This window comes from Nostoc sp. UCD121 (assembly GCF_014222285.1).
Classification (GTDB): Bacteria; Cyanobacteriota; Cyanobacteriia; order Cyanobacteriales; family Nostocaceae; genus Nostoc.
In genome coordinates this window covers 1-22,863 of record NZ_JACKZS010000126.1, presented here as the reverse complement: position 1 = coordinate 22,863, position 22,863 = coordinate 1, and the positions used below count along the sequence as shown (strand labels likewise).

Here is a 22,863-nt window from a genome sequence, read left to right as displayed (position 1 = left end):
CCCTGCTTCCCACCCAACATTTAAAAAGGTATCATACCCTACTTGACAAGGTGGACATTATAGCTTACCTTCATTCGCAAATAGTATTTTTGTACAAACTTTATGTTTTACTCAATATGAACACGCTCCCCTCGTTACCTCTGCCGATTCGCAGATCGTTATCTATATAGGTGATATCTAACCAGCCTTGCTGTTGATCGCTTTTGATTGGAAAATCAATTCCCGCAAATTTTTTACCTTCTTCAATTTGTTGGATAAAAGTTCCCGGAGAATTGTATTCTATTAAACGTTGTAAGCCGATAATAGACCGCTCAAATTTCACTTGGACACGCCGACCTGAAACTGGCTCAAATTTAGCAGCAACGCTGACTAATCCTTCCAAATAAGGTAGACCATAAATCTCAGCTATGTTGTAAACGCTGGTAGTCTCTACCCGGATACACTGATAAATTTGACCCAGTTTACAAAAAGGTAGACGATCTAAATTTAAAAGAGCCTTGCTAGTGGTGTATAGTAATCGCCAATTGCCATCTAGCAAATTACCAGCTTCTACCGGGCGGGGTGTAGGATTAAAGTCTTCTAAATTGGCGATCGCTGCTAAGATAGCTTGTTTCTGTGCTTCAGTCGCCAGTAGACCGCGATTTGTACCAGCGATCGCATCCATGAGAGCCGCTTTTCCCATCATCGCCTGTCACCTCTAAAATCAGTCACTTTCCATCAGCATAAACAAGATATTCATTACATATATGGAGAACCATAAAACTTACTAAGAATTGCTTGACTTAAGCCTTATGCCTATTAAATAAAAAATTTCTATCTGAATGCGGATTTATTCACTAAAGGGTTGAAAAGATAACTAAATAAATCCGTGTCAAGTGATAGACTCTAAATGTCAACTTACGTAAACCTTTTCTTGTCTTCTTTGATATGTTGAACTCTCCATTACGTGAAGAACCCCGTAACCAGCGAGCCCATGTCATCCCCCTCAAGCCAGAGTCCTCTATGTTGGATTGGTTGGAAAATAAAGGTCGGATCATAACACGTGACGTTCAAGACCCGGATTTTCAAGATGGGGAAGAAGAAATAGACTCTCTAATGGGTGTAGAAGATGGGATTGGCTACGACCTTGATGATGATGATATAGGAATCGCCGAGGATTAGCCTTTTCAGGCTAGGGACTTGGTAGTATCCCTAGCTACTGAATATTCAATTTTAATAAGTGTGGAGTGAAGGGAAACTTCTGTGGACGCTAAATTATCTCCTGAGCAAGGACTAAATATTTCTGGAATTGCACTAGCCTCTTTATTAGCTGTTGGGTTAGGTACAACAGCATTTTTCTTGGATTCGATGGCCAACAGGCTACCCTGGCAAAGCATGTCGCTAACCCTGCCACTGCTGTTGTGTGCTATGGGTTCAGGTGTGGTTGGTTTTTGGGTAATACCTTTACTCCAAGCACTCAAAACTGGACAAATAATCCGCGAAGATGGCCCCCAAGCCCATCTAAAAAAAGCAGGCACTCCCACAATGGGAGGTATATTCTTTATTCCTGTAGGTGTAATTATTGCCTGCATATTGTCTAATTTTGCTACAGATGTCCTTGCAGTTTCGGCATTGACAACCAGCTACGGATTGATTGGCTGGCTTGACGATTGGCAAATTCTGCGCCGGAAATCAAATAAAGGTATATCTCCCCGAACAAAACTTGCTTTGCAAGTGGGTTTTGCGGCAGTATTTTGCCTCTGGCTAATGTTTAATCAACCTTCTAATATTACAAATATTGCTTTACCTTGGGTAAGCTTCACACTACCATTAGGATTTCTATTTTGGCCTTTGGCAGGTTTTGTACTAGTTGCAGAAAGTAACGCGACTAATTTAACAGATGGTATTGATGGCTTGGCAGCCGGAACAGTAGCGATCGCACTTTTGGCATTAGGAGCTTTAATCGCGCCTACAGCACCAGGATTGATGGTTTTCTGTGCTGCTTTAAGTGGCGCTTGCTTAGGTTTCTTAGCCCATAATCGTAACCCAGCCCGCGTTTTCATGGGAGATACCGGTTCCCTCGCACTGGGAGGAGCATTAGCTGCTGTAGCGCTATTGACAAACACCTTAGTAGCACTGTTCATTCTCAGTGGTATCTTCTTCGTAGAAACCCTTTCGGTAATGGCACAAGTAAGTTATTACAAAGCCACCAAGGGCCCTGATGGCAAAGGCAAGCGCCTCTTTAAAATGGCTCCCTTACACCATCATTTAGAACTCACTGGCTGGTCAGAATTGCAAGTGGTTGGAGTATTTTATGTCATCGCGGCTATTTTGGCTGCCATCTGCTTGGCGTAGGCGCAGCCCACCGCAGGCATCGCTCCATTCTGAATCATGTTTTGAGAAAATAGTAAAAGATAAAAAACAACTCCCACCTCTTCAGGGAGTTGTTTTTTATACGGGAAAATGTTTTATTCAAAACCCTCGTAGAAATACGAAATTGTACTGAGCTTCTCTACACTCTATTCCACCGCTTACAGAATTACGAATTATTTTAATCGTACCTATTTACATACTCCATAACCCGATTCTTCCCTGTTCGCTTTGCTTCAAGCATCGCTTGATTTGCTCGATTCAAAAAATCCTTAACTGTAATCCCTGGTTCTGATACAGCTATTCCAAAAGAGGCGGTGATCCCTTGAAGGATCTGATCACCATCCTTCAATTGCATTTGTTCAACATCTATCCTTAATTGTTCTACTCGCTTCCTGAGATTTTCCAGCGTCATATTAGGCATGACAATCACAAATTCTTCACCACCCCATCTGCAAGGAATATCAAAAGAGCGAATAGATTTTAACAGCAGTTTTGCTAATCCCTGAATAACAATATTGGCAGTCAAATGCCCATAACGCGAGTTGTAATATTTGAAATTATCGATATCCAGAAAAATAACACTAAGAGGTTGTCCCGACCTTTCAGCCTCCGCTAGCCTTTGTTCCAGTATAGTTTCCATATAGCTTTGATTAAATAGTTGGGTCATCCCATCCCGCAAATTATCATGGGTAAGACGCTGTTTTATCGATAGATTATTTAGTGCAAAGCCTAAAGTTCTAGCAATAATCTCACTAATTTGTTGATCTTCTGGACTGATTTCTTCAAGGGCATAAATGTGTAAAATCCCAACTACTTCGCCTTGCCCAAACAATGGAATACACAAATGTGTACCGCTAACAGGCTGGATTAAATGGCCGCATACCAGTCCTGATTTACTAGAAGATAAAAGGTTGAATTTACCTCTCCGCAACGCCCAACATTCAGATTGTGAAAATATTTCTTTACTGGTTCTAATTCTTTCATCTCCCCAAATACTATTCATCTGAACATAATTTTTAGAATTAGCAATTATACAGATACAACCACTCATATTAGGAAACAGTTTGGAACAAGTTAAAGCGACTGCTTGATACATCTCATCTTTAGACTCGCAGCAATAAAGCATATCTGCCATATCTGAGAGATATATAATTTCTTGTTTTTTGGCTTCTAATTTCAGTGTTTTTTCTTCTAATTGCCGATTTAGATCAGTGAGCGATCGCTGTGCTTCTATAGATTCTGTAATATCAATACTGATCCCACCGATGCGGCGATCGCCTGTTGCACCATCGCTAAAGGGAAACTTAAACGATAGCCAGTAGCATGGCTGATTATTACCAGGTACTTTTACTTCTTCAATCAGCTTTAAGGGGCGTAGAGTCTTCAAAACGACTCGATCGTTTTCCATTACCCGCCGCCCCTCTTCTGGATCTGGCAAGTATTCACTATCCGTTTTCCCTAACCATTCTCGTGAATCTACCGAAAATCTAGACTGTATTTCCTGGTTATAGTAAAGCACTCTAGATTGCTCATCTTTGATATAGGCTAGAAACGGGCCCTGATCTAGAAATAGCCGTTGCATCTGCTGGCTGCGTTGAAGTTCGCGGCTATCTTCTTCATATTTGGCGATCGCCTCTACAATTTGATAAGCGGTTGGCATCAGATAGAGTAAGGCAGACAAAGAAACAAACGCCATTACATCAAGCACGACTAAGTGCAACAGCGATATTGCCGAATGTGTCTCAAAAATCGCCAAAAAGTGATGAAATCCGCAAAGTAGTACGAATCCACCTGATAATAAAAAGGCTAGCCAAAACTTAGAAGGGATAGTTGCCTTAGTTTTGGCGAAGAAAACCCCTATTAATACGGGGATGCCAAAGTATGAAAATGCAGTGATGCTGTGAGCAATAATGCAATTCCAGTAAATAGGCTGCATTGCTTATCTGATATGAATATTTCATCCGTTTCACTATAATTCTGGCTAGTTACAATATGTAAGTAGAGAAAGGATGATTTCGGTGCCTCATAGCTTAGTTTTATGATAGCCCCCTTGAAAGGCTGCTCATTTCACTCCCTTAGAAAGCTGACTTACCAAGTGAGTGAGTTCAGGCACAATCAGTTTTTCCATCGCCAGCCGCACAGCATTACTAGAACCAGGAAGCGAGAAGATTAATTTATTTTGATACACACCAGCAACAGCACGAGAAGCGATCGCTCGCGAACCAATTTCTTGATAACTTAAAAAACGAAATAACTCACCAAATCCCGGCAAAGTTTTCTCCAATAACTTCTCAATGGCATCATAAGTAGTATCTCTTGGCGCAATACCTGTGCCACCATTAAAAATTACAGCATCCAAATTTGAGCTTTTACCCAAATTTTCTATCTGCTCTTGAATCTGTGTTGGTTCATCTTTGATAATCGTGTAGGCTCCAACAGCATAGTTAGCACCAAAAAGTAACTGCTGAATTAGCTGGCCACTTTTGTCTGTTTCGGGTGTGCGTGTATCGCTGACAGTAACCACAGCGCAATTTACCGTAATCCCAAGCGAATCTGGATGTGGTTGTTGTGTCATGGATTAAGCGTTTTAACTTTTAATAATGGGCAATTGGGAACGGAGAATGGCGCATTGGACATGAAAAAACAACATAAGCCATTCGCCATTCACCCTACACACTATTTTTCAGCTTTGCTGAGTCCAAGATCGTTTTCTTCAGCATACCGTTCCATGAAGCGCATAAACCGATCCCATTCTTGGGCAGATTTCATTACATAAAGTGCTTCTAATGCTTCCGGTTTTCCGTTGACAAATTTTGCCTTAACTTCACGGGTAATTATCTCTCCTTCTTCATCACTCAAGTACATTCCGGTGATGTCTTCGGTGCTACCTTGATCTAAAATTTTCGGATTCGTAAAAATAAACGTGGCTGTACCACTGTCACCAGTGCGCGATCGCGTCAGCCGCACTTCTGGAATTACTACTTCGTCAAGACCTTTAGAAAACTGGATTTTTGCCATGATGAATGAATTTAAACTTTTGTGATGGTTAATTTAATATTCTCTCATCAATTAGAACTCCACTGTCTATAAGCTTCTGTTATTCTTTTTTGGCATATATACTTAAATTGCCTCTTTGTCTAGTATTAAAGTCACAGGCCCATCATTTTCAATTGTAACTTGCATCATTGCACCAAATTGACCGGTTTCCACTAGCAAACCACTAGCTCTTAATTTGGTAACAAAACGATTATATAAATCTGCTGCTGATTGGGGAGGGGCTGAACGGTCAAAAGAAGGACGGCGACCTTTGCGACAATCACCATAAAGGGTAAACTGACTCACTACTAATAAATCGCCACCAATTTCTTGCACAGATTTTTGCCAACGGTCGTCTCCTTCCTCGTCAGGAAACAGGCGCAATTCCAAAGATTTACGTACCATCCAGTCAACTTCAGTATCTGTATCAGTATTAGCAATACCCACAAGTAAATTTAGCCCCCGCCCAATTTTGCCGACAATTTCACCGTTAACTGTAACTTGAGATGATTTAACTCGCTGGATAACAACACGCATTTTAATTTCAACTTTCATCAACGTTTAAATTTTATAGCGATATCTACGACGGACTATTAGGTATCACATTCCTAAACCGCAAACTAAATATAGAAATAATGAGCGTCTACCACCTGATAAAATCTTTTAATGTTCGATAATGTTTGTAAGTTCCTCGCTGAAACCTTCTCCAGTGACTTTGCCACTTGGCTGTTAGGAGAATCTATCACCCTCACGGAATTAACGCCTTCTGAGCTTTCTCTACAACCAATCCGCGCCGATGTGCTGATATTGCTCCAATCGGATGAAGTTGTGCTGCATTTGGAGTTCCAAACCCAACCCAATACTGATATTCCCTTTCGGATGATTGACTATCGGTTACGAGTACATCGCCGCTTTAAAAATAAGCGAATGCGTCAGGTAGTGATTTATCTGCAACAGACAAATTCAGAACTTGTGCAGCAAACCACATTCACTTTAGAAAAAATTTCTCATAGGTTCGAGGTAATTCGTCTTTGGGAGCAACCAAAAGTGTATTTTTGGAGCATCCAGGATTATTACCATTTGCGGTGTTAAGTCAGACAAATAACCGCACTGCTACTTTACAACAAGTTGCTCAGGAAATTTCCGAAATTTCCGATCAACGTATCCAGAACAATGTTGCAGCCTCAGCGTTCATTCTAGCTGGGCTAGTATTAGAGAAGGAGATAATTCAACAATTACTGCGGAGGGAACTTATGCAAGAGTCAGTAACTTATCAAGCTATCCTTGCTGAAAGTTTAGCCGAAGGAGTGCGGCGTGTGGCGGTGAATTTGCTCAAAGAGGGAATGTCTGTGGAAATCGTGGCGAAAGTTACGGGTTTATCCGTGGAGCAGATACAGCAGTTGGCGGGTGAAGCTGGTAATGTAGGGCAGTGAGAAAGCAAACCATCATATATTACGGAGTCATTGGGAATTCATTCCCAGGTTCCACCTGGGAATGAGTAGTAAACTTTTAACTCCTAAATTTTATTTCCCAAACCCTTTACCGCGAGAGGTTGAAGGTAAACAAATACAGTTTTCGAGTTGACTAATTAAAGCCTCACGATCCAAATTTTGACCAATCAGCACTAGTTGGTTTTTTAATTGACCTTGCCATTCATCATCATCCAAGGTAAAGCGTTTGCCACAAAGGTGGAAAATATGACGCTTCGGACTTTCATCAAACCACATAATCCCCTTAGCTCGGAAGATATTTGAGGGTAGCTGGTTATCTAAGAAATACTGAAACTTCCTAATAGAAAAAGGCTTGTCACTTTGGAAAGAGATGGAAGTAAAACCATCATTTTCTAAATGGTCAGAATGATGATGATCGTGGTGATCGTGGTCATGCTCGTGATGATCGTGACCGCATGTTGAGTGGTCATGATCGTCATGATGATCGTGATGTTCATGATCGTGATGATCGTGTTCATCCACCACTGTATCAAAATATTTATCTGACTCAAACAGACCAACGCTCAAAATTAAAGGAAGTGGCACTTGCGATCGCGTCGCGCGAATAATTCTTGCTCCTTCCTTAACTTCGTTAATTTTTTTTTCTAACTCATTCAAAGTTGCTTCATCAACTAAATCAGCCTTGTTCAGCACAATGACATCGCCATAAGCAATCTGACTGTATGCGGCTTCAGAGTTAAATAAATCTAGGCTGTAATTCGCCGCGTCTACCACGGTAATAATCGAATCTAACCGGGTTAAATCTCGTAATTCTGTGCCCAGAAATGTTAAAGCTACTGGTAGCGGATCTGCTAATCCAGTTGTTTCCACTACTAGATAATCTAGATTTTCTTGGCGTTCTAAAACTTTGTAAACTGCATCTACTAAATCATTATTAATAGTGCAGCAAATACAACCATTATTTAGTTCCACCATGTTCTCACCAGTGGAAACAATTAGCTCGTTGTCGATGCCAATTTCACCAAATTCATTCACAAGAACAGCGGTTTTTAAACCCTGTTGGTTGTTGAGGATATGATTGAGTAAAGTCGTCTTCCCACTACCGAGGAATCCCGTAATAATTGTTACTGGCATTCCTTGTTTGGGCGTATCCATTGCCGAAGATTCGGGTGTAACTGCTGATTGCATAGCGCTGTTATCAAATAGTCAAAAAATAGTAATGTAGCGCAGATAGTCCAGAAAACACTAGCATAGGGATGCTGGACTGTCATCCCAGCTGCTTTACCCTATTATTACGTATCTCCTTATTTCAGCATTACTCTGTTATGACCCTAACACTCTACAATACCCTCACCCGTCGTCAAGAACCGTTTGAAACAGTCGAACCAGGCAAGGTTAAGATGTATTACTGCGGCGTGACGGTGTACGACTACTGCCATTTGGGTCATGCTAGAGCTTGCATTGTTTGGGATGTAATCCGCCGATACCTCCAGTTTATCGGTTATGAAGTCCGATATATCCAAAATTTTACTGATATTGATGACAAGATTCTCAATCGAGCCCGTGTTGAAAATTCATCAATGGAAGCTGTGGCCGATCGCTTTATCAAAGCATATTTTGAGGATATGGCGCGGTTAGGAATCAAGGAAGCCGATGAATATCCCCGTGCTACCCACACGATGAATGGCATTCAACGGTTAATTCATGAGTTGGAAAATAAAGGTTTTGCTTACCCCTCTGATGGTGATGTCTATTATGCAGTCCGGCAGTTTGCTGAGTATGGCAAGCTTTCTGGACGCAAGTTAGAAGATATGCAAGCGGGTAAAAGCGATCGCGTCAATGTAGAAGATCCAGAATATCAGAAAAAGAAAGATCCCTTTGATTTTGCTCTGTGGAAAGCAGCAAGACCAGGAGAGCCAGCTTGGGAGTCACCTTGGGGCGCAGGCCGTCCGGGGTGGCATATAGAATGCTCGGCAATGGTGCGCGATCGCTTGGGTGACACTATAGATATTCATGCTGGTGGTGCTGACTTAATTTTTCCCCACCACGAAAACGAAATTGCCCAATCTGAAGCTGTGACGGGAAAACCCTTAGCGCGTTACTGGTTGCATAACGGTATGGTGAAGGTAGATGGTGAAAAAATGTCCAAATCTTTGGGCAACTTTATCACTATTCGAGAATTACTGGATCGAGGAGTTGACCCGATGGCAGTACGGTTATTCGTGCTAACTGCTCAATATCGTACACCCATAGATTTTACCGACGAAGCGATCGCCGCAGCAACCAATGGTTGGCACACCATTAAAGAAGGTTTACTTTTCGGCTACCAATACGGTAAAAAACTAGGCTGGGAACTAGAAGAGGGGGAAAATTCCCCAATTGAAAATTCAGATGTTGAGCGTTTTCAAGAAATTGTGAATAACGACTTTAATTTTCCTGGTGGATTAACAGTACTCTTTGAATTAGCCAAAGAACTGCGCCGTGAGGGGCATATTCTTGTGCATGAAGGTAAAACCGAAACATCTCCAGATAAGTTAAAGCATCAATGGCAAACTCTTGTCACATTGGCTGGAGTTTTGGGTTTAGAAGCCGAGATAGAAGCAGAACCTGACAAAAATAATGGTTTAAGCGATGCGGAAATTGAAGCGAAAATTCAGCAAAGGCAAGAAGCGCGTCAAGGCAAAAATTTCGCCGAAAGCGATCGCATTCGTGACGAACTTCAAGCAGAAGGTATTACGCTAATTGATAGCCGTGATGGTACGCGCTGGCACCGGAATTAGAGGAGACTGGGAACTAGAAATTGAATTCTTCCCCATTCCCCATTCCCCATTTCCTATTCCCCATTCCCAATTCCCAATTCCCAATTCCTTAAATTATGTGGTCTGAACTTAAAAAAGCGATCGCTAGTTTCGACATTCCTGCTGATTGGATCGGTATCAGAGCCGTAAAGGAGACTTCTACAAGCCGTTCAGTCCGTGACGGCTTACCCCAGGCAAATGGCAAATCCTTTACTATTGGAGCCATGCTGGAAGTTTTGGTCAACGGCTGTCTGGGTTATGCAGCCACTAACTCTCTGGAACTGTCTTCACTACAAGCTGCTGGCCAAACAGCCTATAAACAGGCAGTAGCAGCCAGTGAATGGTGGATACATCCCTTTCGTGAAAGTGAGCGCCCTAAAGTTGTTGGTGAATATAAATCTCCATTCCTTGAACCTTTTGATGCTTTGAGTCCGGGAGAAATCAACGATTTACTGGTTCGTATTTGCCAAACACTAAAAGTTGACGACAAGATTGTGCAAACCATAGCCGGTGCTAGCACCATTGAGAGAGAGTCTTGGTTTGTTAGCAGCAATGGTTCAGAAGTCTATCAAAAAATTCTATCTATAGCTACTCATTACGGAGCCACCGCCCAAGATGGGTCAATTGTACAGCAGCGCAGCAACAACGGCTCCCAAGCAAACTGTTACCAAGGCGGACTCGAACTATTAAAACAAGAAAACTTATGGCATCGAGTGCGGCAAATTGGCGAACAAGCAGTAGAACTCTTGACAGCTGAAGAATGCCCAACTACCCGTACCAATTTAGTTTTAGCCCCAGATCAAATGATGCTGCAAATCCATGAAAGTGTCGGGCATCCCCTAGAAATTGACCGAATTTTGGGAGATGAGCGTAACTATGCTGGGGGCAGCTTCGTTAATAAAAGTGATTTTGGCAACCTAGTATATGGTTCGCCACTGATGAATATTACCTTTGATCCCACCGTGGCTGGTGAATTTGCTAGCTATGGCTTTGATGATACGGGTGCTGTAGCAACGCGGGAATATTTGGTCAAAGAAGGAGTACTTCAACGGGGTTTGGGCAGTCTAGAGAGTCAAGCTAGAGCAGGTGTATCAGGAGTAGCCTGTGCGCGTGCTTCTTCATGGAATCGACCAGCGATCGATCGCATGGGTAACTTGAATTTAGAGCCTCTAAATGGAAGCTTTGAAGACATTATTGCTGGGATAGAACACGGCGTTTACATGGAATCTAACCGATCTTGGTCAATTGACGATCGCCGTTACAAATTCCAATTTGGTTGTGAGTACGCTAAATTAATTGAAAATGGTAAACTCACTAAAACCCTCCGCAATCCTAACTATCGCGCTACAACACCAGAATTTTGGCATAGCTTAATCCAAGTAGGAAATGCCGAAAACTGGCAAATGTATGGTACTCCTTATTGTGGTAAAGGAGAACCAAATCAGGCCATTTGGGTAGGGCATGGTTCCCCTGTTTGTGTATTTGCTAATGTCGAAGTTTTTGGTGGAGGAAGTTAAATAATTCGTAATTCGTAATTCGTAATTCGTAATTGCGTTTTGCATAGGGATCTATACCCAAAACAAAATGCATCTAATTGTGGTAGGGAATTTTAACCTATCGAATAATTATGAATTATTAATTACTAATTATGTTGAAAAAGGACCAATTTAGTAGCTAGTGGTTAAGAGTTTTAAATTAAAATAATTAACTTTTAATTTAACTCCTAACTTTCCCCCGCTTATTCCCTATTAATATTTAATATCCATGAAAATTGAGGAATTATCTGCGTTAGAAGTCAGCTTTAATCGACTGATTGAAACTCTGCTGATAAAAAAAGCAGAAAATGAACAATTCACTGTCAAACTCAGTAGTGAAAGAAGTCAATTCACTCGTTTTAACCATGCGAAAGTGCGACAAACTGGTTGTGTTGCTGATGGGTGGATCGAATTGACTCTGATGGCAGATCAACGCAGTAGTGTTAGGCAGTTTCCCTTTACTGGAAATTGGGAGCTAGACTGGCAATTAGCATATTCTGCTTTGCAGGAATTACGCGACGAACTTATTCTATTACCCATCGATCCATATTTAGTTTTACCATCAGGAACTAATACCAGTCGTGAAGTAAATTCTGGGAACTTGTTGGCAGAAGAAGCAGTAGTATCAAGTGTATTAGAACAAGTTAATGAATTAGATTTTACTGGTATATATGCTGGAGGAATAGTAATTAAAGGTTATGGTGATTCCAGTGGTCAAAAACACTGGTTTACTACTGATTCTTTTACCTTAGATTATTCTCTATTTTCCACCTCTGGGCAAGCCGTTAAAGGCACATTTGCAGGAAGTGATTGGAATAAATCTGCTTATATAGCCAAAATTAGCGAAGCTAAAAAACAACTCGAATTGCTTGCTCGTCCATGTAAAGAACTGCCGCGAGGACAATACAAAACTTATTTTGCACCTGCTGCTGTTGCAGATTTATTAGTCATGCTTTCTTGGGGAGCTATCAGCGAAGCTGATATTCAACAAGGAAATAGTGCTTTGGCTGCTTTATCGCGTCAAGAAAAACAACTTTCGCCAGTATTTAGTTTGAAAGAAAACTTTCAGCGCGGATTAGTACCCCGATTTAATGAATTGGGAGAAATGGCAGCACCGGAGTTACCTGTAATAGAAAAAGGACTTTTGGTAAACACTCTGGTTAATTCTCGCACTGCCAAAGAATATCAAAAAACTGCCAATGGTGCTAATGGTTCCGAGACTCTCCGTGCGCCAGAAATCAGTCCCGGAAATTTAGTATTTGAACAGATTCTTCCAAGATTGGATACAGGATTGTATCTATCAAATTTGCATTACTTAAATTGGAGCGATCGCCAAACTGGTAGAATCACAGGTATGACCCGTTATGCTTGTTTTTGGGTGGAAAACGGAGAAATTATTGCTCCCATTGAAAACCTACGTTTTGATGAAAGTCTGTATCGCTTCTGGGGAGAAAACCTAGTAGATTTGACTGATTTTCAAGAATTTATTCCTGAAGTAGGCACTTATGATAGTCGCCAACTAGGAGGTAGTTTAGTTCCCGGTATGCTGGTAGAAGATTTTACTTACACCCTATAATCAGGTATTAATTGCATTTTTGATGAATTTGTAATATGTAGATACTTGACTTCTCAAATAAGTTGAGTATCTGAACGATGGTTAATATTTCGAGATTACTATATTAGTAATAACATTTTACCAATCCTAAAATCACCTATTTCTGTAAACTGCATTAATTAAAATATCTTTAATAGCAAAATAAATAATTAATAGCAAAGATAAAAATTGCTCAATCTGAAGAATTGGATCTAAACGCCAACCTTGAAAAAACAAAATTACCCCGCACATTAACATTATAATTGGTGTAAATATCACTTGAATAATATAAAGAGCTAAAGCCCAACCTGTAAGACTAGTTCCACGTTGAGCTAGCCAAGCTACTGTTAAAATAAAGTAAACAATTGCCAAAAGAAAATAAATAATTCCAATTAAGCCAGCTAGATTTAATCCAAAATTAACTTGAGCGAGAGTAAGCATTTATTAAAAATCCTGCTTAATTACAAACCAAAATTTTAAATCTATTACTCGGTAGGTTATCGAAACAAATATCTCTTGGTAAAAATTGTTGGGTTAAGCAATAGCAAAACCCAACTTATAATTTTTATTCATCTCTTACTTAGAGCCTCTATCTTTTTTTGCTAGGAGGTGAATTGCGCTGCGTGAGGTTATCAATTTGCAATTGTTGTCGTCCGTTGGTGACAATTCGCAACATATCTTTGAGATCCTGTTCGATATTGCCCAAAATGCCATCAGCATATTGATCGGCACCATCTTCAATATCTTGAGCCTGAGCGATCGCAGTTTGCCTCATAAGCTCTAACTCTTGCTGACAAGCATACCGCTTGCGCTCAATCTCGGCGAGGGTTTCTTGCATTATTCCCTCACACTCTTGTTGCACTTGTCGCCGCAGTTGTTCAGCTTCTTGTTCAGCCTGTTGAATAATATCGCTTTCAGCTAAGATTTGCGCTCTTTTTGCTTGCGCGGCATCAACAACCTGCTGTCCATACTCTTCCGCTTCTAGCAGAATTTCATCTTTTTGGTTAAGGATGGCTGCTGCTTCTTGAAAAAGCGATGGTAAAGCAAGCCGGATGTAATCAAGCTGTTCCAGCAGCTTTTCTTCATCAATGAGAGTGCGTCCCGTCAGAGGAATCCTGAGACTAGAGAGAACTATTTCTTCTAGGCGGTTGAGTTCCTGCTGAATATCTATGCTTCCCTCTCCACCGAGATATTCTTCAGGGGGGGGATTGTTTCCGTTGAGATTGGGTTCAACATTGGAGAGTTGTGATTGTAGCATTGGTATATATCTAGGGCAATGTGTGGGGGAACGAGATGATCGATAGAGCCGCCAAACCTTGCAATCTCTCTTACCACACTACTACTTAAAAAACTATACTCATTTGAGGTTGCTAGAAAAACTGTTTCTATTTGGGTAGAAAGAGTTTTATTGGTGTGAGCCATTTGCAGTTCCACTTCAAAATCTGACACAGCCCGTAAACCCCGAAGCAAAACTTGTGCGTGTCGCATTTGGGCATAGTTTACGGTAAGACCATCAAAACTGTCTACTTCTACATTAGGTAGATGTTGTGTAGAAAGACGGATCTGCTCTAACCGTTGCTGCACGCTAAAAAGTGGCGTTTTGTTTGGGTTCCGCAGTACAGCGACAATTACCCGCTCAAACAGGCGACAACCGCGCTGAATGAGGTCAAGGTGTCCCAAGGTGATGGGGTCGAAGCTACCAGGATAAATAGCAATCACAATTTTAGATATATCAAAGTTGTTTAAGTGATTATATCGAAACTCTTTTGTGTAACTTACTCAAATCTACCATCTTGCGCTCTAAGCAAGAATGGTAAACTCAATTGTTTTTGTGACACAAGTTATGCTCAACTAGGCGTTAGGAATTAGACTCCTAAATATGGATGCTGGATTTTAATCATGTATAGTTCCAGTATTCGAGATATAAGAAACTCCGTACTTAGGAAAGTGCGCGGGTAGTTAACGAACTTGTCTAGGTAATTTCTTATGGCACTGGATTTTTCCGCCTTGTTCTTGGCGTTTCAATTTACTTCTCCAGGGCCCATTCTGGTGAAATTAGGGCCACTAAGTATTCGATGGTATGGCTTATTGATTGCCACAGCAGTTTTAATTGGCGTAATCCTTTCTCAAGAATTGGCAAAGCGCCGTAATGTTAATCCTGAGTTGCTAGGCGATTTGTTTTTTTGGTTGTTGATTGGGGCAATTCCCGGCGCACGGCTATATTACGTTTTCTTTGAATGGTCAAAATATGCCCCAACTCCAGGAAAAATCTTTGCTATCTGGGAAGGAGGTATTGCCATTCATGGAGCAATTATTGGTGGCGTTTTGGCTGCGTTAATCTTTGCCAAAATCAAGCAGGTTTCTTTTTGGCAACTGGCAGATTTAGTAGCGCCTTCGCTGATTTTAGGGCAGGCAATCGGACGTTGGGGCAATTTCTTTAATTCTGAAGCTTTTGGCGATCCTACTGATTTACCCTGGAAGCTGTATATTCCACCAGACCATCGTCCTTTAGAATATGCTAGTTTCGATTATTTCCATCCCACCTTTTTGTATGAATCTCTGTGGGATTTAATGGTGTTTACGCTACTGATAACGTTGTTTTTCCGGTCTTTATCTGGTAAGCCACGTTTAAAGGTAGGCACGCTGTTTTTAGTTTACTGGCCAGCCTACAGCTTAGGACGCTTGTGGATTGAAGGTTTCCGCACTGATAGCTTGATGCTGGGGCCATTACGAATGGCACAAGTAGTCAGCAGTCTAGGAATTTTATTTGGATTAGTTGGATTAGCTTGGCTTTACTTACTCAAACGCCCTTTACCCGATGTAGTGCCTACTCCCAAGGGGAATGGAGAGATGAGGGGATGAAGGAGCAGGGGAGGCAGGGGAGCAGGGAGCAGGGGGAGTAGGAGAGGATAAAAGAGACTAGGAGAATAACCAATGCCCAATTCCCAAAAATAAAAAATGCCCCAGAATATTTTCTAGGGCTTAACCAGGGTGCATCTACCATTACTCTCTACTAGGGAAAGAGGGTGAATCCGGAGAGATACTGAGAAAATATCAAAAAAGTTTTTTGAGGGATTGTTGTGGGTTCTTTTAAAAGTGAATATACAGAAAACCTGAGCTATAAAAAAACACTATATACCATAGAACCATCTGTATATATTGTCGGGGCAGGCCCTGGAGATCCTGATTTATTGACGGTGAAAGCGCAGAAACTACTGGCTGTTGCTGATGTGATTTTATTTGCTGATTCTTTAATACCTGAACAGATTTTAGAACTTTGTCGAGAAGATGCGGAGATAATTAGAACTGCGAATCAGACTTTAGAAGAGATTGTACCGATTATGATAGATCGGGTGCGATCGCAGCACAAATCTCTAGTCCGTCTCCATTCTGGCGATCCTAGTCTCTACAGCGCCATCCACGAGCAAATGCACCTCCTCGCTGAGGCAAATATTCCTTTTGAAGTCATCCCAGGTATCAGCGCTTTTCAAGCTGCTGCTGCCAAACTCAAAGTAGAACTAACTGTGCCCGGTTTAGTCCAAACCATCATTTTGACCCGCATCAGTGGACGTACAGAAGTACCAGCCAATGAGGAATTAGCTACTCTTGCGGCACATCAAGCTAGCCTCTGCTTATATCTCAGTGCGCGTCATGTCGAAAATGCCCAAGCTAAACTACTCGAACACTATCCAGCCGAAACCCCCATTGCAATCTGCTTTCGTATTGGATGGCCGGATGAAAAAATCAGGGTTGTCCCCCTGAATGAAATGGCGGAATGTACTCATAAAGAGGAATTAATTCGCACCACACTTTATATAATCAGTCCAGCCCTCTCGACAGCAAAAGGGCGATCGCGTTTATATCATCCCGAACATAATCACCTGTTTCGCTCATCTCATCACTGAAGAGTGGGAATTGGGAAAACTGCCCCTTGTCTATCTTGTTTCCCTTATCTGGTCTACGGTTCGGTAAACTTAACAGTGTGAATAAAATTCAAATTTCTAATTCGGTACTATGCCATTAATTAAAGTGCAAACTTCTGCATCTGCTCCTCAAAAAGCTGAAATTGAGTCCATGCTTTTAAACCTATCAGCTAAGTTAGCAAAACATTTGGGGAAACCAGAATCTTATGTAATGACTGCTTTTGAGCCAGAAATTCCTATGACTTTTGCAGGAAATACAGACCCGGTTTGCTACATTGAAATTAAGAGCATTGGCGCGATGAAGCCAGATCAAACCGCAGCAATGAGTCAGGACTTTTGCCAGCAGATTAACCAAATTCTAGGTGTACCGAAAAATCGTATTTACATCGAGTTTGTAGACGCTAAGGGTACAATGTGGGGCTGGAACGGCACAACCTTCGGTTAATTCCCTGTCTTTGGGACTTCCAAGAAATAAATTATCCAAATAAACGTAGACGCGGAGCGGCTTGCCGCAGGCTACCACAGAGACAAGGCAGCGCGCGCGGTCTTCTCCCAAAGGGAGAGGCTAGCGCCTGCCGTAGGATGCCCGAAGGGCTGTAGGGGGTTTCCCCCATGAGCGAATGCCGCGCAGAGAACACAGAGAGAAGAGAAATAGAGAGGATTTTTGCGTCAGTTTTGGGATATTTTTTTATTTGGAAGTCCCTTAGTTGGTCAAGACTAACTTGATCTAGCAGGTGTAGGATAGAGATCCTACATCAACTCTTGATTTTTTTATGTCTGCTACGCCTCTTGTATCTCAAGTTGACTCACACAACCCAGAAAAATCAGAATTAATTCCTCCCCTTCTAGGTGCTTCTCTGGCGGAGTTAAGCGCTTGGGTGCAGCAACAAGGACAACCTGCTTACAGAGGAAAGCAACTGCATGAATGGATTTATGATAAGGGAGTGCGATCACTAGCTGATATTTCTGTCTTCTCTAAGCAATGGCGCACAGAAGTAGCAGAAGTCCCCATTGGGCGCTCAATTTTACATTACCGCTCTGAGGCTCCCGATGGTACGGTCAAATATCTTTTACGATTAACAGACGGGCAAATTATTGAAACTGTAGGCATTCCCACCTTCGCAGAAAGGGGAGAAGGCCCAAAAGCCCGTCTAACAGTTTGCGTCTCTACTCAGGTGGGTTGTCCAATGGCGTGTGATTTCTGCGCTACTGGTAAGGGAGGCTACAAACGCAACCTAGCACGACACGAAATTATCGATCAGGTGTTAACTGTGCAAGAAGATTTTCAGCAACGGGTTAGCAATGTGGTGTTCATGGGACTAGGTGAACCGTTGTTAAATACTGAGAATGTCTTAGCAGCCCTGAAATCTCTAAATCAAGATGTCGGTATTGGACAGCGATCGCTTACAGTTTCTACAGTTGGGATTCGCGATCGCATCCGTGAGTTCGCACAAAATAATTTGCAAATCACTCTGGCTGTGAGTCTCCACGCACCCAACCAAGCACTGCGAGAAAAACTCATCCCCAGCGCCCGCGCCTATCCTCTAGAAGATTTGTTGGCTGAATGTCGAGAATATGTAGAAATTACTGGACGGCGCGTTACCTTTGAATATGTTCTCCTGGCTGGTGTCAACGATTTACCAGAACACGCATTAGAACTTTCAAAATGTATGCGAGGATTTCAATGTCATGTGAATTTGATTCCTTACAACCCCATCCAAGAAGTAGACTACAAACGCCCTAACCGTGATCGAATTGAAGCATTTGTCAACGTCCTTAAGCAACAAAATACTGCTGTGAGTGTGCGTTATTCCCGTGGTTTAGAAGCCGATGCTGCTTGCGGGCAATTGAGAGCAAGTAAGAATTAAACTTGTTGTAGTCAATTTATGAATCAATATGAAACCGCAGATAAACACAGATATGTCTTCAGATACATCTCTGTTTATCTATGGCGTAAAACCGCTTGAGATCCCTTTGTTAACTTACCCACCACAGGTAGATTTACGGTAATCCGGCAAACCATGTAAAAAATTTGAATGTATAATTTAATTAAGATGAATATCTAAGAAGCGACAGTTTTATGAAAAATCAAGAGAATGCACTGGATATAACCTTGATTTAGCAAGCTATTCCCAACGTACTAATATTTAGAACACGTCACCGACTGAAGAATGTTGGCGTAGTCAGCCGTAAGTATCCCGTAAGCCCATAACGGTAAGTAAAACATTAGCTTTAGTGAACTATTCCAAGTCCCTGCATTGATGTATAGGGTAATTGTGTTGAAATTTTAAGGGTTTAGCGATCGCTAAACCCAACCTATAACAATTGAGGAAATAACTGTATGTTGAATCGCTTGTCGCTACTTAAAGCATGGTTACTATTGATTGTACTTACAAAAGCTTTATCGATTAGTTTTCCTGCTAATGCCCAAATAATTCAGAGGAATCCCCAGACACAAGATTCGCTTCAAGAAAGAATCAGACAACAACAAACAGAGCAAAATCAGCAAATACAAGAACGAATGAGGGAAACATGGCTACGGCAAAACCTTCAACAACCTCAACTACTACAACCACAACAGACAATACAACAGCAAGAATTTACACGACAACGGCAAGAAATGTTCCGCCAGCAACAATTAAGACTACAACAGGAACAAACAAGACTACAACAGCAAGACTTTTCACGACAGCAACAATTGAGAATACAAGATCAACAACTCAGACAAGATCAACAAATTAGACAACAACAACAATTCAGGTTACAAGAACAGATCCGACAGCAACAACTCAGACAACAGAACAATAATCTGTAAAGTCTTCAAAATTTCTGACAAGTAACTTTATTATTAGAAATTAGAGAACACATTCTCTAATTTTTAATTTTTATTATCTAGCGCTGTGCATAAATTCCTGGTGCATAAGCCTCAATGACTTTACCAGTGCGAGTGCAACTAATCATCAAGTAGTCACAAGTAGAGCATTGTGTTCGAGTTAATTGACTATCAGTAATATAATAACGTTCTGCTTGACTACCACAATTTGGGCAGTAAATTTTTTGTACTGTCTGCATTTTAAAACCCCTGGTTGTAATTTATTTTTTATTTGAGAAAACTGCCAGTTAAAGTAGAAAAAATTTTGGTTTGACCCAACTTAACAAAGGACTTTAATATTGGCTAATTATTTTAAACAAAATTTCAGATTTGAAAAAAATTCGATTCATCTCTATACTATCCTATAAATTCAGTGATTTTACCCTCTTACTTTAGGTATATAAATTATTTTTTAATTAAATGACGCTTAGAGATTTACTGATCCCTATAACGAATGCCTTGAGAGAGGCTTATTTATAGTCATCTTGGACAGATACAAAAAAAAGCTGTTCTTGTATTCAAAAATTAAACTACAGAAAATACTGTATATTTAGTAACAAAATATTTATCTTAAGGATTGGTTAATATTTACTGGCAAGATTTATGAGGTTAAATTCTGGTATTAAAATTTAATCAAAATTACCATAGTTACGAGATACGGTAAATTTAGGATATTTACACATCTTAAATTTTCGCAGACAACCTTAACAGAATCCTCTGCGATAGTGGAACTAATACTTTGCCAAGCTAGTTTTAAGGGTTTGTAGTAAGAGCTAAAGTCCTTACTACAAACTTGTTTATTCATACATAAATTGAAATTTTACAGACTACTAACCTCCTCAAGCGGGATGAAAATAATCGTAAATTTCTTGAGCCAAACGCGGCCCGATCCCTGGAACCTCTGCGAGTTGTGGGGTTGTTGCTTGGCGAATATAATCAACTGAGCGAAAATGCCCTAGTAACTGCTTTTGTCGATGATGTCCTAAGCCAGGAATTTCATCTAAACGCGATCGCTTCAATTTATCACTGCGTTGCTGACGATGGAAACTGACTGCAAAGCGATGCGCTTCATCTCGCAACCGTCGCAACAATTGCACCCCCGGTTGTTCTGGATCAGTTGGCAAGGGTTTAGATTCTCCCGGTAAGAAAATCTCTTCTCGCTGCTTTGCTAAACTCACAACTCGCAAGTCTTCTAATAAATTCATCTCTTGCAAAACGGCAATAACTGAAGATAACTGACCTTTACCACCATCAATCATGATTAAATCAGGCCAATCTGGATTACCCAAACGTGACAACTGTGGATCTTCCCCATACTTGCGGAACCGTCGCCCAATAACTTCAGCAAGACTAGCAAAATCATCCGAATGTCCCGCCGTCACCGTGGGATTTTTAATTTTGTAGTGGCGATAATGCTGTTTGGCGGGTAAACCGTCGATAAACACGACTTGGGAAGCTACAGCATTTGACCCTTGAATGTGGGAAATGTCATAACCTTCAATGCGATGGGGTACATCTGGTAAATCGAGAATAGCTGCTAAATCTTGCATTGCTTGGTGATTGCGATCGCCAAATTTCTGCATTCTTTGCAATTCATACTGAGCATTTCGCTCTACCATCTCAATTAATTCTGCCTTAGTTTGCCGCAAAGGAGTCAAAATCGTGACTTTTTTACCTTTACGTTGAGTTAAGACATCCGCCAATATGCCGCTATCTGGTAAATCATGCTGTACCAGAATTTCTAAGGGTATTTCTACTGAGTCAGCAGTTTGGTAATGCTCCTCTAAAGCTCGTTGTAAAATAGCTCCTGGCTCTGCATGAGCATCAGCTACAAAAGCTAAACGCCCTACCAATTGTCCAGCCCGAATCTGGAATAGTTGAATACAAGCGTGTTCTTCGTTAGCCGCCAGTGCGATCGCATCCCGCGAAACTGTATCATCTGGTAAGGATACCTTTTGGTCAGTAGTCAGCGACTTTAACCCCGAAATTTGATCGCGAATCCGTGCTGCTGACTCAAAGTTCAAGTCTTCAGCTGCTGCATTCATCTGTTGAGTCAAAATATCAATCAATTCCTGAGTTCGCCCTTGGAATACCATCGCAATCTTTTGCACAATTTTGCGATATTCTTCTGGTGAAGTCAGCTTTTGGCACACACCCGGACAGCGCCCTAAATCATAATTTAAGCATGGACGGTCTTTGAAAAGTGGTTGAGGTCGTTGTCGCTGGGGAAAGATGCGCTTGCAAATGCGGACAATCTCTCGCAATAAACCAGCATCAGTATAAGGCCCGTAAAATTTATCTTTTTCTTTGCCGAATTGACGTTTACGGGTAATAAAAATTCGCGGATAATCTTCTGACCAAGTAATGCAGAGATAGGGATATTTTTTATCATCTTTGAGCAGCACGTTGAAGTATGGCTGATGCTGCTTAATCAAGTTGGCTTCTAGCGCTAAAGCTTCGGCTTCAGTATCGGTGACGATGAATTCAATTTCTGTAACCAACTTGACCATCGTGGCGATGCGTTCAGTCTTGTTATAACCATCGCGGAAATAGGAACGAACACGCGATCGCAATTTACGTGACTTACCTATATATATAATGCGATCGCTCTTGTCTCGCATAAAATAAACCCCCGGTTCCGGTGGAATTTCGGCTAGACGATTTTCCAGTCGTTCCGGCTCTTTAACCAGTGGTAGTATTTGAGTAGATATTGTCACAACCAAAATTAGGTAATCTTTCTCTATTTTAAGAAAAATTCTTTTTTCGTGCCGATTTCATAGAGTAATTATCAATTAAATATAAAGTAAAGATATTTTTAGTCTATAGATACTTCTGCGGCTACCTACGAGTTCTCCAACAGAGTACCCGCAGGTTGGGTTTATGGACGTAAATCCTGTCACCAACAAGACTTGGGGCAAAATCCACTTGTAAAGAAAGGTAAGTAACTTCCACCATAGTTTACTAAATGCCTTGCTACACATATCACAATTTTGAAGCAAGATAAGAGTTTATGTAGCTATTCTCTTATTTGTCATCTGTTACTGTCAGAATCAAAACTTAGCTTTTTTAATCTCTAATTAATATTTTAAAACAGATAATATTTTTTATTTAAAGCTTTATTTTATTGAGTTATAGCTTTATGTATTCTTAGTTAAAATTAATTAAAATTGAAATATCTGCTTATATAGTGCAGCTAAATCAATTACTAATAAACAGTAATTTCGATTATCAATTAAGCTCATAACATTAAGCAATCTAACGGATTTAGGAAGTTATAATTACGAATATGATTATAAATATAG

At 40.9% G+C, this 22,863-nt stretch carries 21 protein-coding genes and 1 pseudogene; 11 read left to right on the top strand and 11 right to left on the bottom strand.

Annotated elements, in window-relative coordinates; all coding sequences use genetic code 11:
* Window positions 1-100: 100 nt before the first annotated feature.
* Window positions 101-685 (bottom strand): PAP/fibrillin family protein, encoded by a 585-nt coding sequence (locus tag GNF10_RS23440; RefSeq protein ID WP_185585950.1) that lies wholly within the window; start codon window positions 683-685, stop codon window positions 101-103.
* Window positions 686-927: 242 nt separating this feature from the next.
* Between GNF10_RS23440 and GNF10_RS23435 the strand changes: the two genes are divergently transcribed.
* On the top strand, window positions 928-1,161 hold the full coding sequence (locus GNF10_RS23435; RefSeq protein ID WP_185585949.1) for a DUF3134 domain-containing protein: 234 nt from the start codon (window positions 928-930) through the stop codon (window positions 1,159-1,161).
* Between the two features lie 81 nt (window positions 1,162-1,242).
* Window positions 1,243-2,334, top strand: coding sequence for a phospho-N-acetylmuramoyl-pentapeptide-transferase (mraY, locus tag GNF10_RS23430; RefSeq protein ID WP_185585948.1), 1,092 nt, complete (start codon window positions 1,243-1,245; stop codon window positions 2,332-2,334).
* A 196-nt stretch (window positions 2,335-2,530) separates the two neighbouring features.
* Here mraY and GNF10_RS23425 read toward each other — a convergent pair whose 3' ends face one another.
* The 4 genes from GNF10_RS23425 to dtd form a co-directional block, all read right to left on the bottom strand.
* Window positions 2,531-4,288: a diguanylate cyclase gene (locus GNF10_RS23425; RefSeq protein ID WP_185585947.1), complete on the bottom strand. Its 1,758-nt coding sequence runs from the start codon at window positions 4,286-4,288 to the stop codon at window positions 2,531-2,533.
* A 126-nt stretch (window positions 4,289-4,414) separates the two neighbouring features.
* The gene (locus tag GNF10_RS23420) at window positions 4,415-4,927 is read right to left on the bottom strand and encodes a molybdenum cofactor biosynthesis protein B (protein ID WP_185585946.1); all 513 of its coding nucleotides are present in this window, start codon (window positions 4,925-4,927) and stop codon (window positions 4,415-4,417) included.
* A 101-nt stretch (window positions 4,928-5,028) separates the two neighbouring features.
* Window positions 5,029-5,370: a photosystem II reaction center protein Psb28 gene (gene psb28, locus GNF10_RS23415; protein ID WP_185585945.1), complete on the bottom strand. Its 342-nt coding sequence runs from the start codon at window positions 5,368-5,370 to the stop codon at window positions 5,029-5,031.
* A 102-nt stretch (window positions 5,371-5,472) separates the two neighbouring features.
* On the bottom strand, window positions 5,473-5,925 hold the full coding sequence (gene dtd, locus GNF10_RS23410; RefSeq protein WP_185585944.1) for a D-aminoacyl-tRNA deacylase: 453 nt from the start codon (window positions 5,923-5,925) through the stop codon (window positions 5,473-5,475).
* A 129-nt stretch (window positions 5,926-6,054) separates the two neighbouring features.
* On the opposite strand from dtd, the pseudogene GNF10_RS23405 reads away from it, so the two are divergent.
* Window positions 6,055-6,821, top strand: a pseudogene (locus tag GNF10_RS23405) (Rpn family recombination-promoting nuclease/putative transposase).
* Between the two features lie 90 nt (window positions 6,822-6,911).
* Here the strand turns inward: GNF10_RS23405 and GNF10_RS23400 are convergent.
* Window positions 6,912-8,027: a GTP-binding protein gene (locus GNF10_RS23400; protein ID WP_185585943.1), complete on the bottom strand. Its 1,116-nt coding sequence runs from the start codon at window positions 8,025-8,027 to the stop codon at window positions 6,912-6,914.
* 137 nt (window positions 8,028-8,164) lie between these two features.
* Between GNF10_RS23400 and cysS the strand changes: the two genes are divergently transcribed.
* From cysS to GNF10_RS23385, 3 genes are all read left to right on the top strand, one after another.
* Complete coding sequence (cysS, locus tag GNF10_RS23395) at window positions 8,165-9,619, top strand: cysteine--tRNA ligase (protein WP_185585942.1); 1,455 nt, start codon at window positions 8,165-8,167, stop codon at window positions 9,617-9,619.
* 95 nt (window positions 9,620-9,714) lie between these two features.
* Entirely contained in the window at window positions 9,715-11,154 is a 1,440-nt protein-coding gene (locus tag GNF10_RS23390) for a TldD/PmbA family protein (protein WP_185585941.1), read from the top strand.
* 247 nt (window positions 11,155-11,401) lie between these two features.
* Window positions 11,402-12,748 (top strand): TldD/PmbA family protein, encoded by a 1,347-nt coding sequence (locus GNF10_RS23385; RefSeq protein ID WP_185584897.1) that lies wholly within the window; start codon window positions 11,402-11,404, stop codon window positions 12,746-12,748.
* 132 nt (window positions 12,749-12,880) lie between these two features.
* Here the strand turns inward: GNF10_RS23385 and GNF10_RS23380 are convergent, their stop codons facing one another.
* The 3 genes from GNF10_RS23380 to coaD form a co-directional block, all read right to left on the bottom strand.
* Complete coding sequence (locus GNF10_RS23380; protein ID WP_185584898.1) at window positions 12,881-13,207, bottom strand: Ycf66 family protein; 327 nt, start codon at window positions 13,205-13,207, stop codon at window positions 12,881-12,883.
* A gap of 148 nt (window positions 13,208-13,355) precedes the next feature.
* Window positions 13,356-14,024: a DivIVA domain-containing protein gene (locus GNF10_RS23375; protein WP_185584899.1), complete on the bottom strand. Its 669-nt coding sequence runs from the start codon at window positions 14,022-14,024 to the stop codon at window positions 13,356-13,358.
* Complete coding sequence (gene coaD, locus GNF10_RS23370; protein WP_185584900.1) at window positions 13,934-14,485, bottom strand: pantetheine-phosphate adenylyltransferase; 552 nt, start codon at window positions 14,483-14,485, stop codon at window positions 13,934-13,936. The genes GNF10_RS23375 and coaD overlap by 91 nt, the downstream gene beginning before the upstream one ends.
* 267 nt (window positions 14,486-14,752) lie before the next feature.
* Between coaD and lgt the strand changes: the two genes are divergently transcribed.
* From lgt to GNF10_RS23345, 5 genes are all read left to right on the top strand, one after another.
* Window positions 14,753-15,628 carry a prolipoprotein diacylglyceryl transferase gene (gene lgt, locus GNF10_RS23365; RefSeq protein ID WP_185584901.1) on the top strand — a complete coding sequence of 292 codons (876 nt, stop codon included), beginning with the start codon at window positions 14,753-14,755 and terminating at the stop codon, window positions 15,626-15,628.
* Between the two features lie 218 nt (window positions 15,629-15,846).
* Window positions 15,847-16,671: a precorrin-4 C(11)-methyltransferase gene (gene cobM, locus GNF10_RS23360; RefSeq protein ID WP_311774204.1), complete on the top strand. Its 825-nt coding sequence runs from the start codon at window positions 15,847-15,849 to the stop codon at window positions 16,669-16,671.
* A gap of 109 nt (window positions 16,672-16,780) precedes the next feature.
* Window positions 16,781-17,134, top strand: a complete 354-nt coding sequence (locus GNF10_RS23355; protein ID WP_185584902.1) for a phenylpyruvate tautomerase MIF-related protein — start codon at window positions 16,781-16,783, stop codon at window positions 17,132-17,134.
* A gap of 328 nt (window positions 17,135-17,462) precedes the next feature.
* Window positions 17,463-18,557 carry a 23S rRNA (adenine(2503)-C(2))-methyltransferase RlmN gene (rlmN, locus tag GNF10_RS23350; protein ID WP_185584903.1) on the top strand — a complete coding sequence of 365 codons (1,095 nt, stop codon included), beginning with the start codon at window positions 17,463-17,465 and terminating at the stop codon, window positions 18,555-18,557.
* A gap of 473 nt (window positions 18,558-19,030) precedes the next feature.
* Window positions 19,031-19,504 carry a hypothetical protein gene (locus GNF10_RS23345; protein WP_185584904.1) on the top strand — a complete coding sequence of 158 codons (474 nt, stop codon included), beginning with the start codon at window positions 19,031-19,033 and terminating at the stop codon, window positions 19,502-19,504.
* Window positions 19,505-19,581: 77 nt separating this feature from the next.
* Here GNF10_RS23345 and GNF10_RS23340 read toward each other — a convergent pair whose 3' ends face one another.
* Complete coding sequence (locus GNF10_RS23340) at window positions 19,582-19,761, bottom strand: replication restart DNA helicase PriA (protein WP_185584905.1); 180 nt, start codon at window positions 19,759-19,761, stop codon at window positions 19,582-19,584.
* 639 nt (window positions 19,762-20,400) lie between these two features.
* On the bottom strand, window positions 20,401-22,278 hold the full coding sequence (gene uvrC / locus GNF10_RS23335) for an excinuclease ABC subunit UvrC (protein ID WP_185581981.1): 1,878 nt from the start codon (window positions 22,276-22,278) through the stop codon (window positions 20,401-20,403).
* Window positions 22,279-22,863 lie beyond the last annotated feature (585 nt).

Coding starts and splice junctions, on each gene's coding strand:
- GNF10_RS23420 (WP_185585946.1), bottom strand. CDS start 4,927: ATGACACAACAACCACATCCAGATTCGCTTGGGATTACGGTAAATTGC.
- GNF10_RS23435 (WP_185585949.1), top strand. CDS start 928: ATGTTGAACTCTCCATTACGTGAAGAACCCCGTAACCAGCGAGCCCAT.
- psb28 (WP_185585945.1), bottom strand. CDS start 5,370: ATGGCAAAAATCCAGTTTTCTAAAGGTCTTGACGAAGTAGTAATTCCA.
- GNF10_RS23355 (WP_185584902.1), top strand. CDS start 16,781: ATGCCATTAATTAAAGTGCAAACTTCTGCATCTGCTCCTCAAAAAGCT.
- dtd (WP_185585944.1), bottom strand. CDS start 5,925: ATGCGTGTTGTTATCCAGCGAGTTAAATCATCTCAAGTTACAGTTAAC.
- GNF10_RS23375 (WP_185584899.1), bottom strand. CDS start 14,024: ATGCTACAATCACAACTCTCCAATGTTGAACCCAATCTCAACGGAAAC.
- GNF10_RS23400 (WP_185585943.1), bottom strand. CDS start 8,027: ATGCAATCAGCAGTTACACCCGAATCTTCGGCAATGGATACGCCCAAA.
- GNF10_RS23390 (WP_185585941.1), top strand. CDS start 9,715: ATGTGGTCTGAACTTAAAAAAGCGATCGCTAGTTTCGACATTCCTGCT.
- GNF10_RS23440 (WP_185585950.1), bottom strand. CDS start 685: ATGATGGGAAAAGCGGCTCTCATGGATGCGATCGCTGGTACAAATCGC.
- GNF10_RS23385 (WP_185584897.1), top strand. CDS start 11,402: ATGAAAATTGAGGAATTATCTGCGTTAGAAGTCAGCTTTAATCGACTG.
- GNF10_RS23340 (WP_185584905.1), bottom strand. CDS start 19,761: ATGCAGACAGTACAAAAAATTTACTGCCCAAATTGTGGTAGTCAAGCA.
- GNF10_RS23425 (WP_185585947.1), bottom strand. CDS start 4,288: ATGCAGCCTATTTACTGGAATTGCATTATTGCTCACAGCATCACTGCA.
- rlmN (WP_185584903.1), top strand. CDS start 17,463: ATGTCTGCTACGCCTCTTGTATCTCAAGTTGACTCACACAACCCAGAA.
- lgt (WP_185584901.1), top strand. CDS start 14,753: ATGGCACTGGATTTTTCCGCCTTGTTCTTGGCGTTTCAATTTACTTCT.
- GNF10_RS23380 (WP_185584898.1), bottom strand. CDS start 13,207: ATGCTTACTCTCGCTCAAGTTAATTTTGGATTAAATCTAGCTGGCTTA.
- cysS (WP_185585942.1), top strand. CDS start 8,165: ATGACCCTAACACTCTACAATACCCTCACCCGTCGTCAAGAACCGTTT.
- GNF10_RS23345 (WP_185584904.1), top strand. CDS start 19,031: ATGTTGAATCGCTTGTCGCTACTTAAAGCATGGTTACTATTGATTGTA.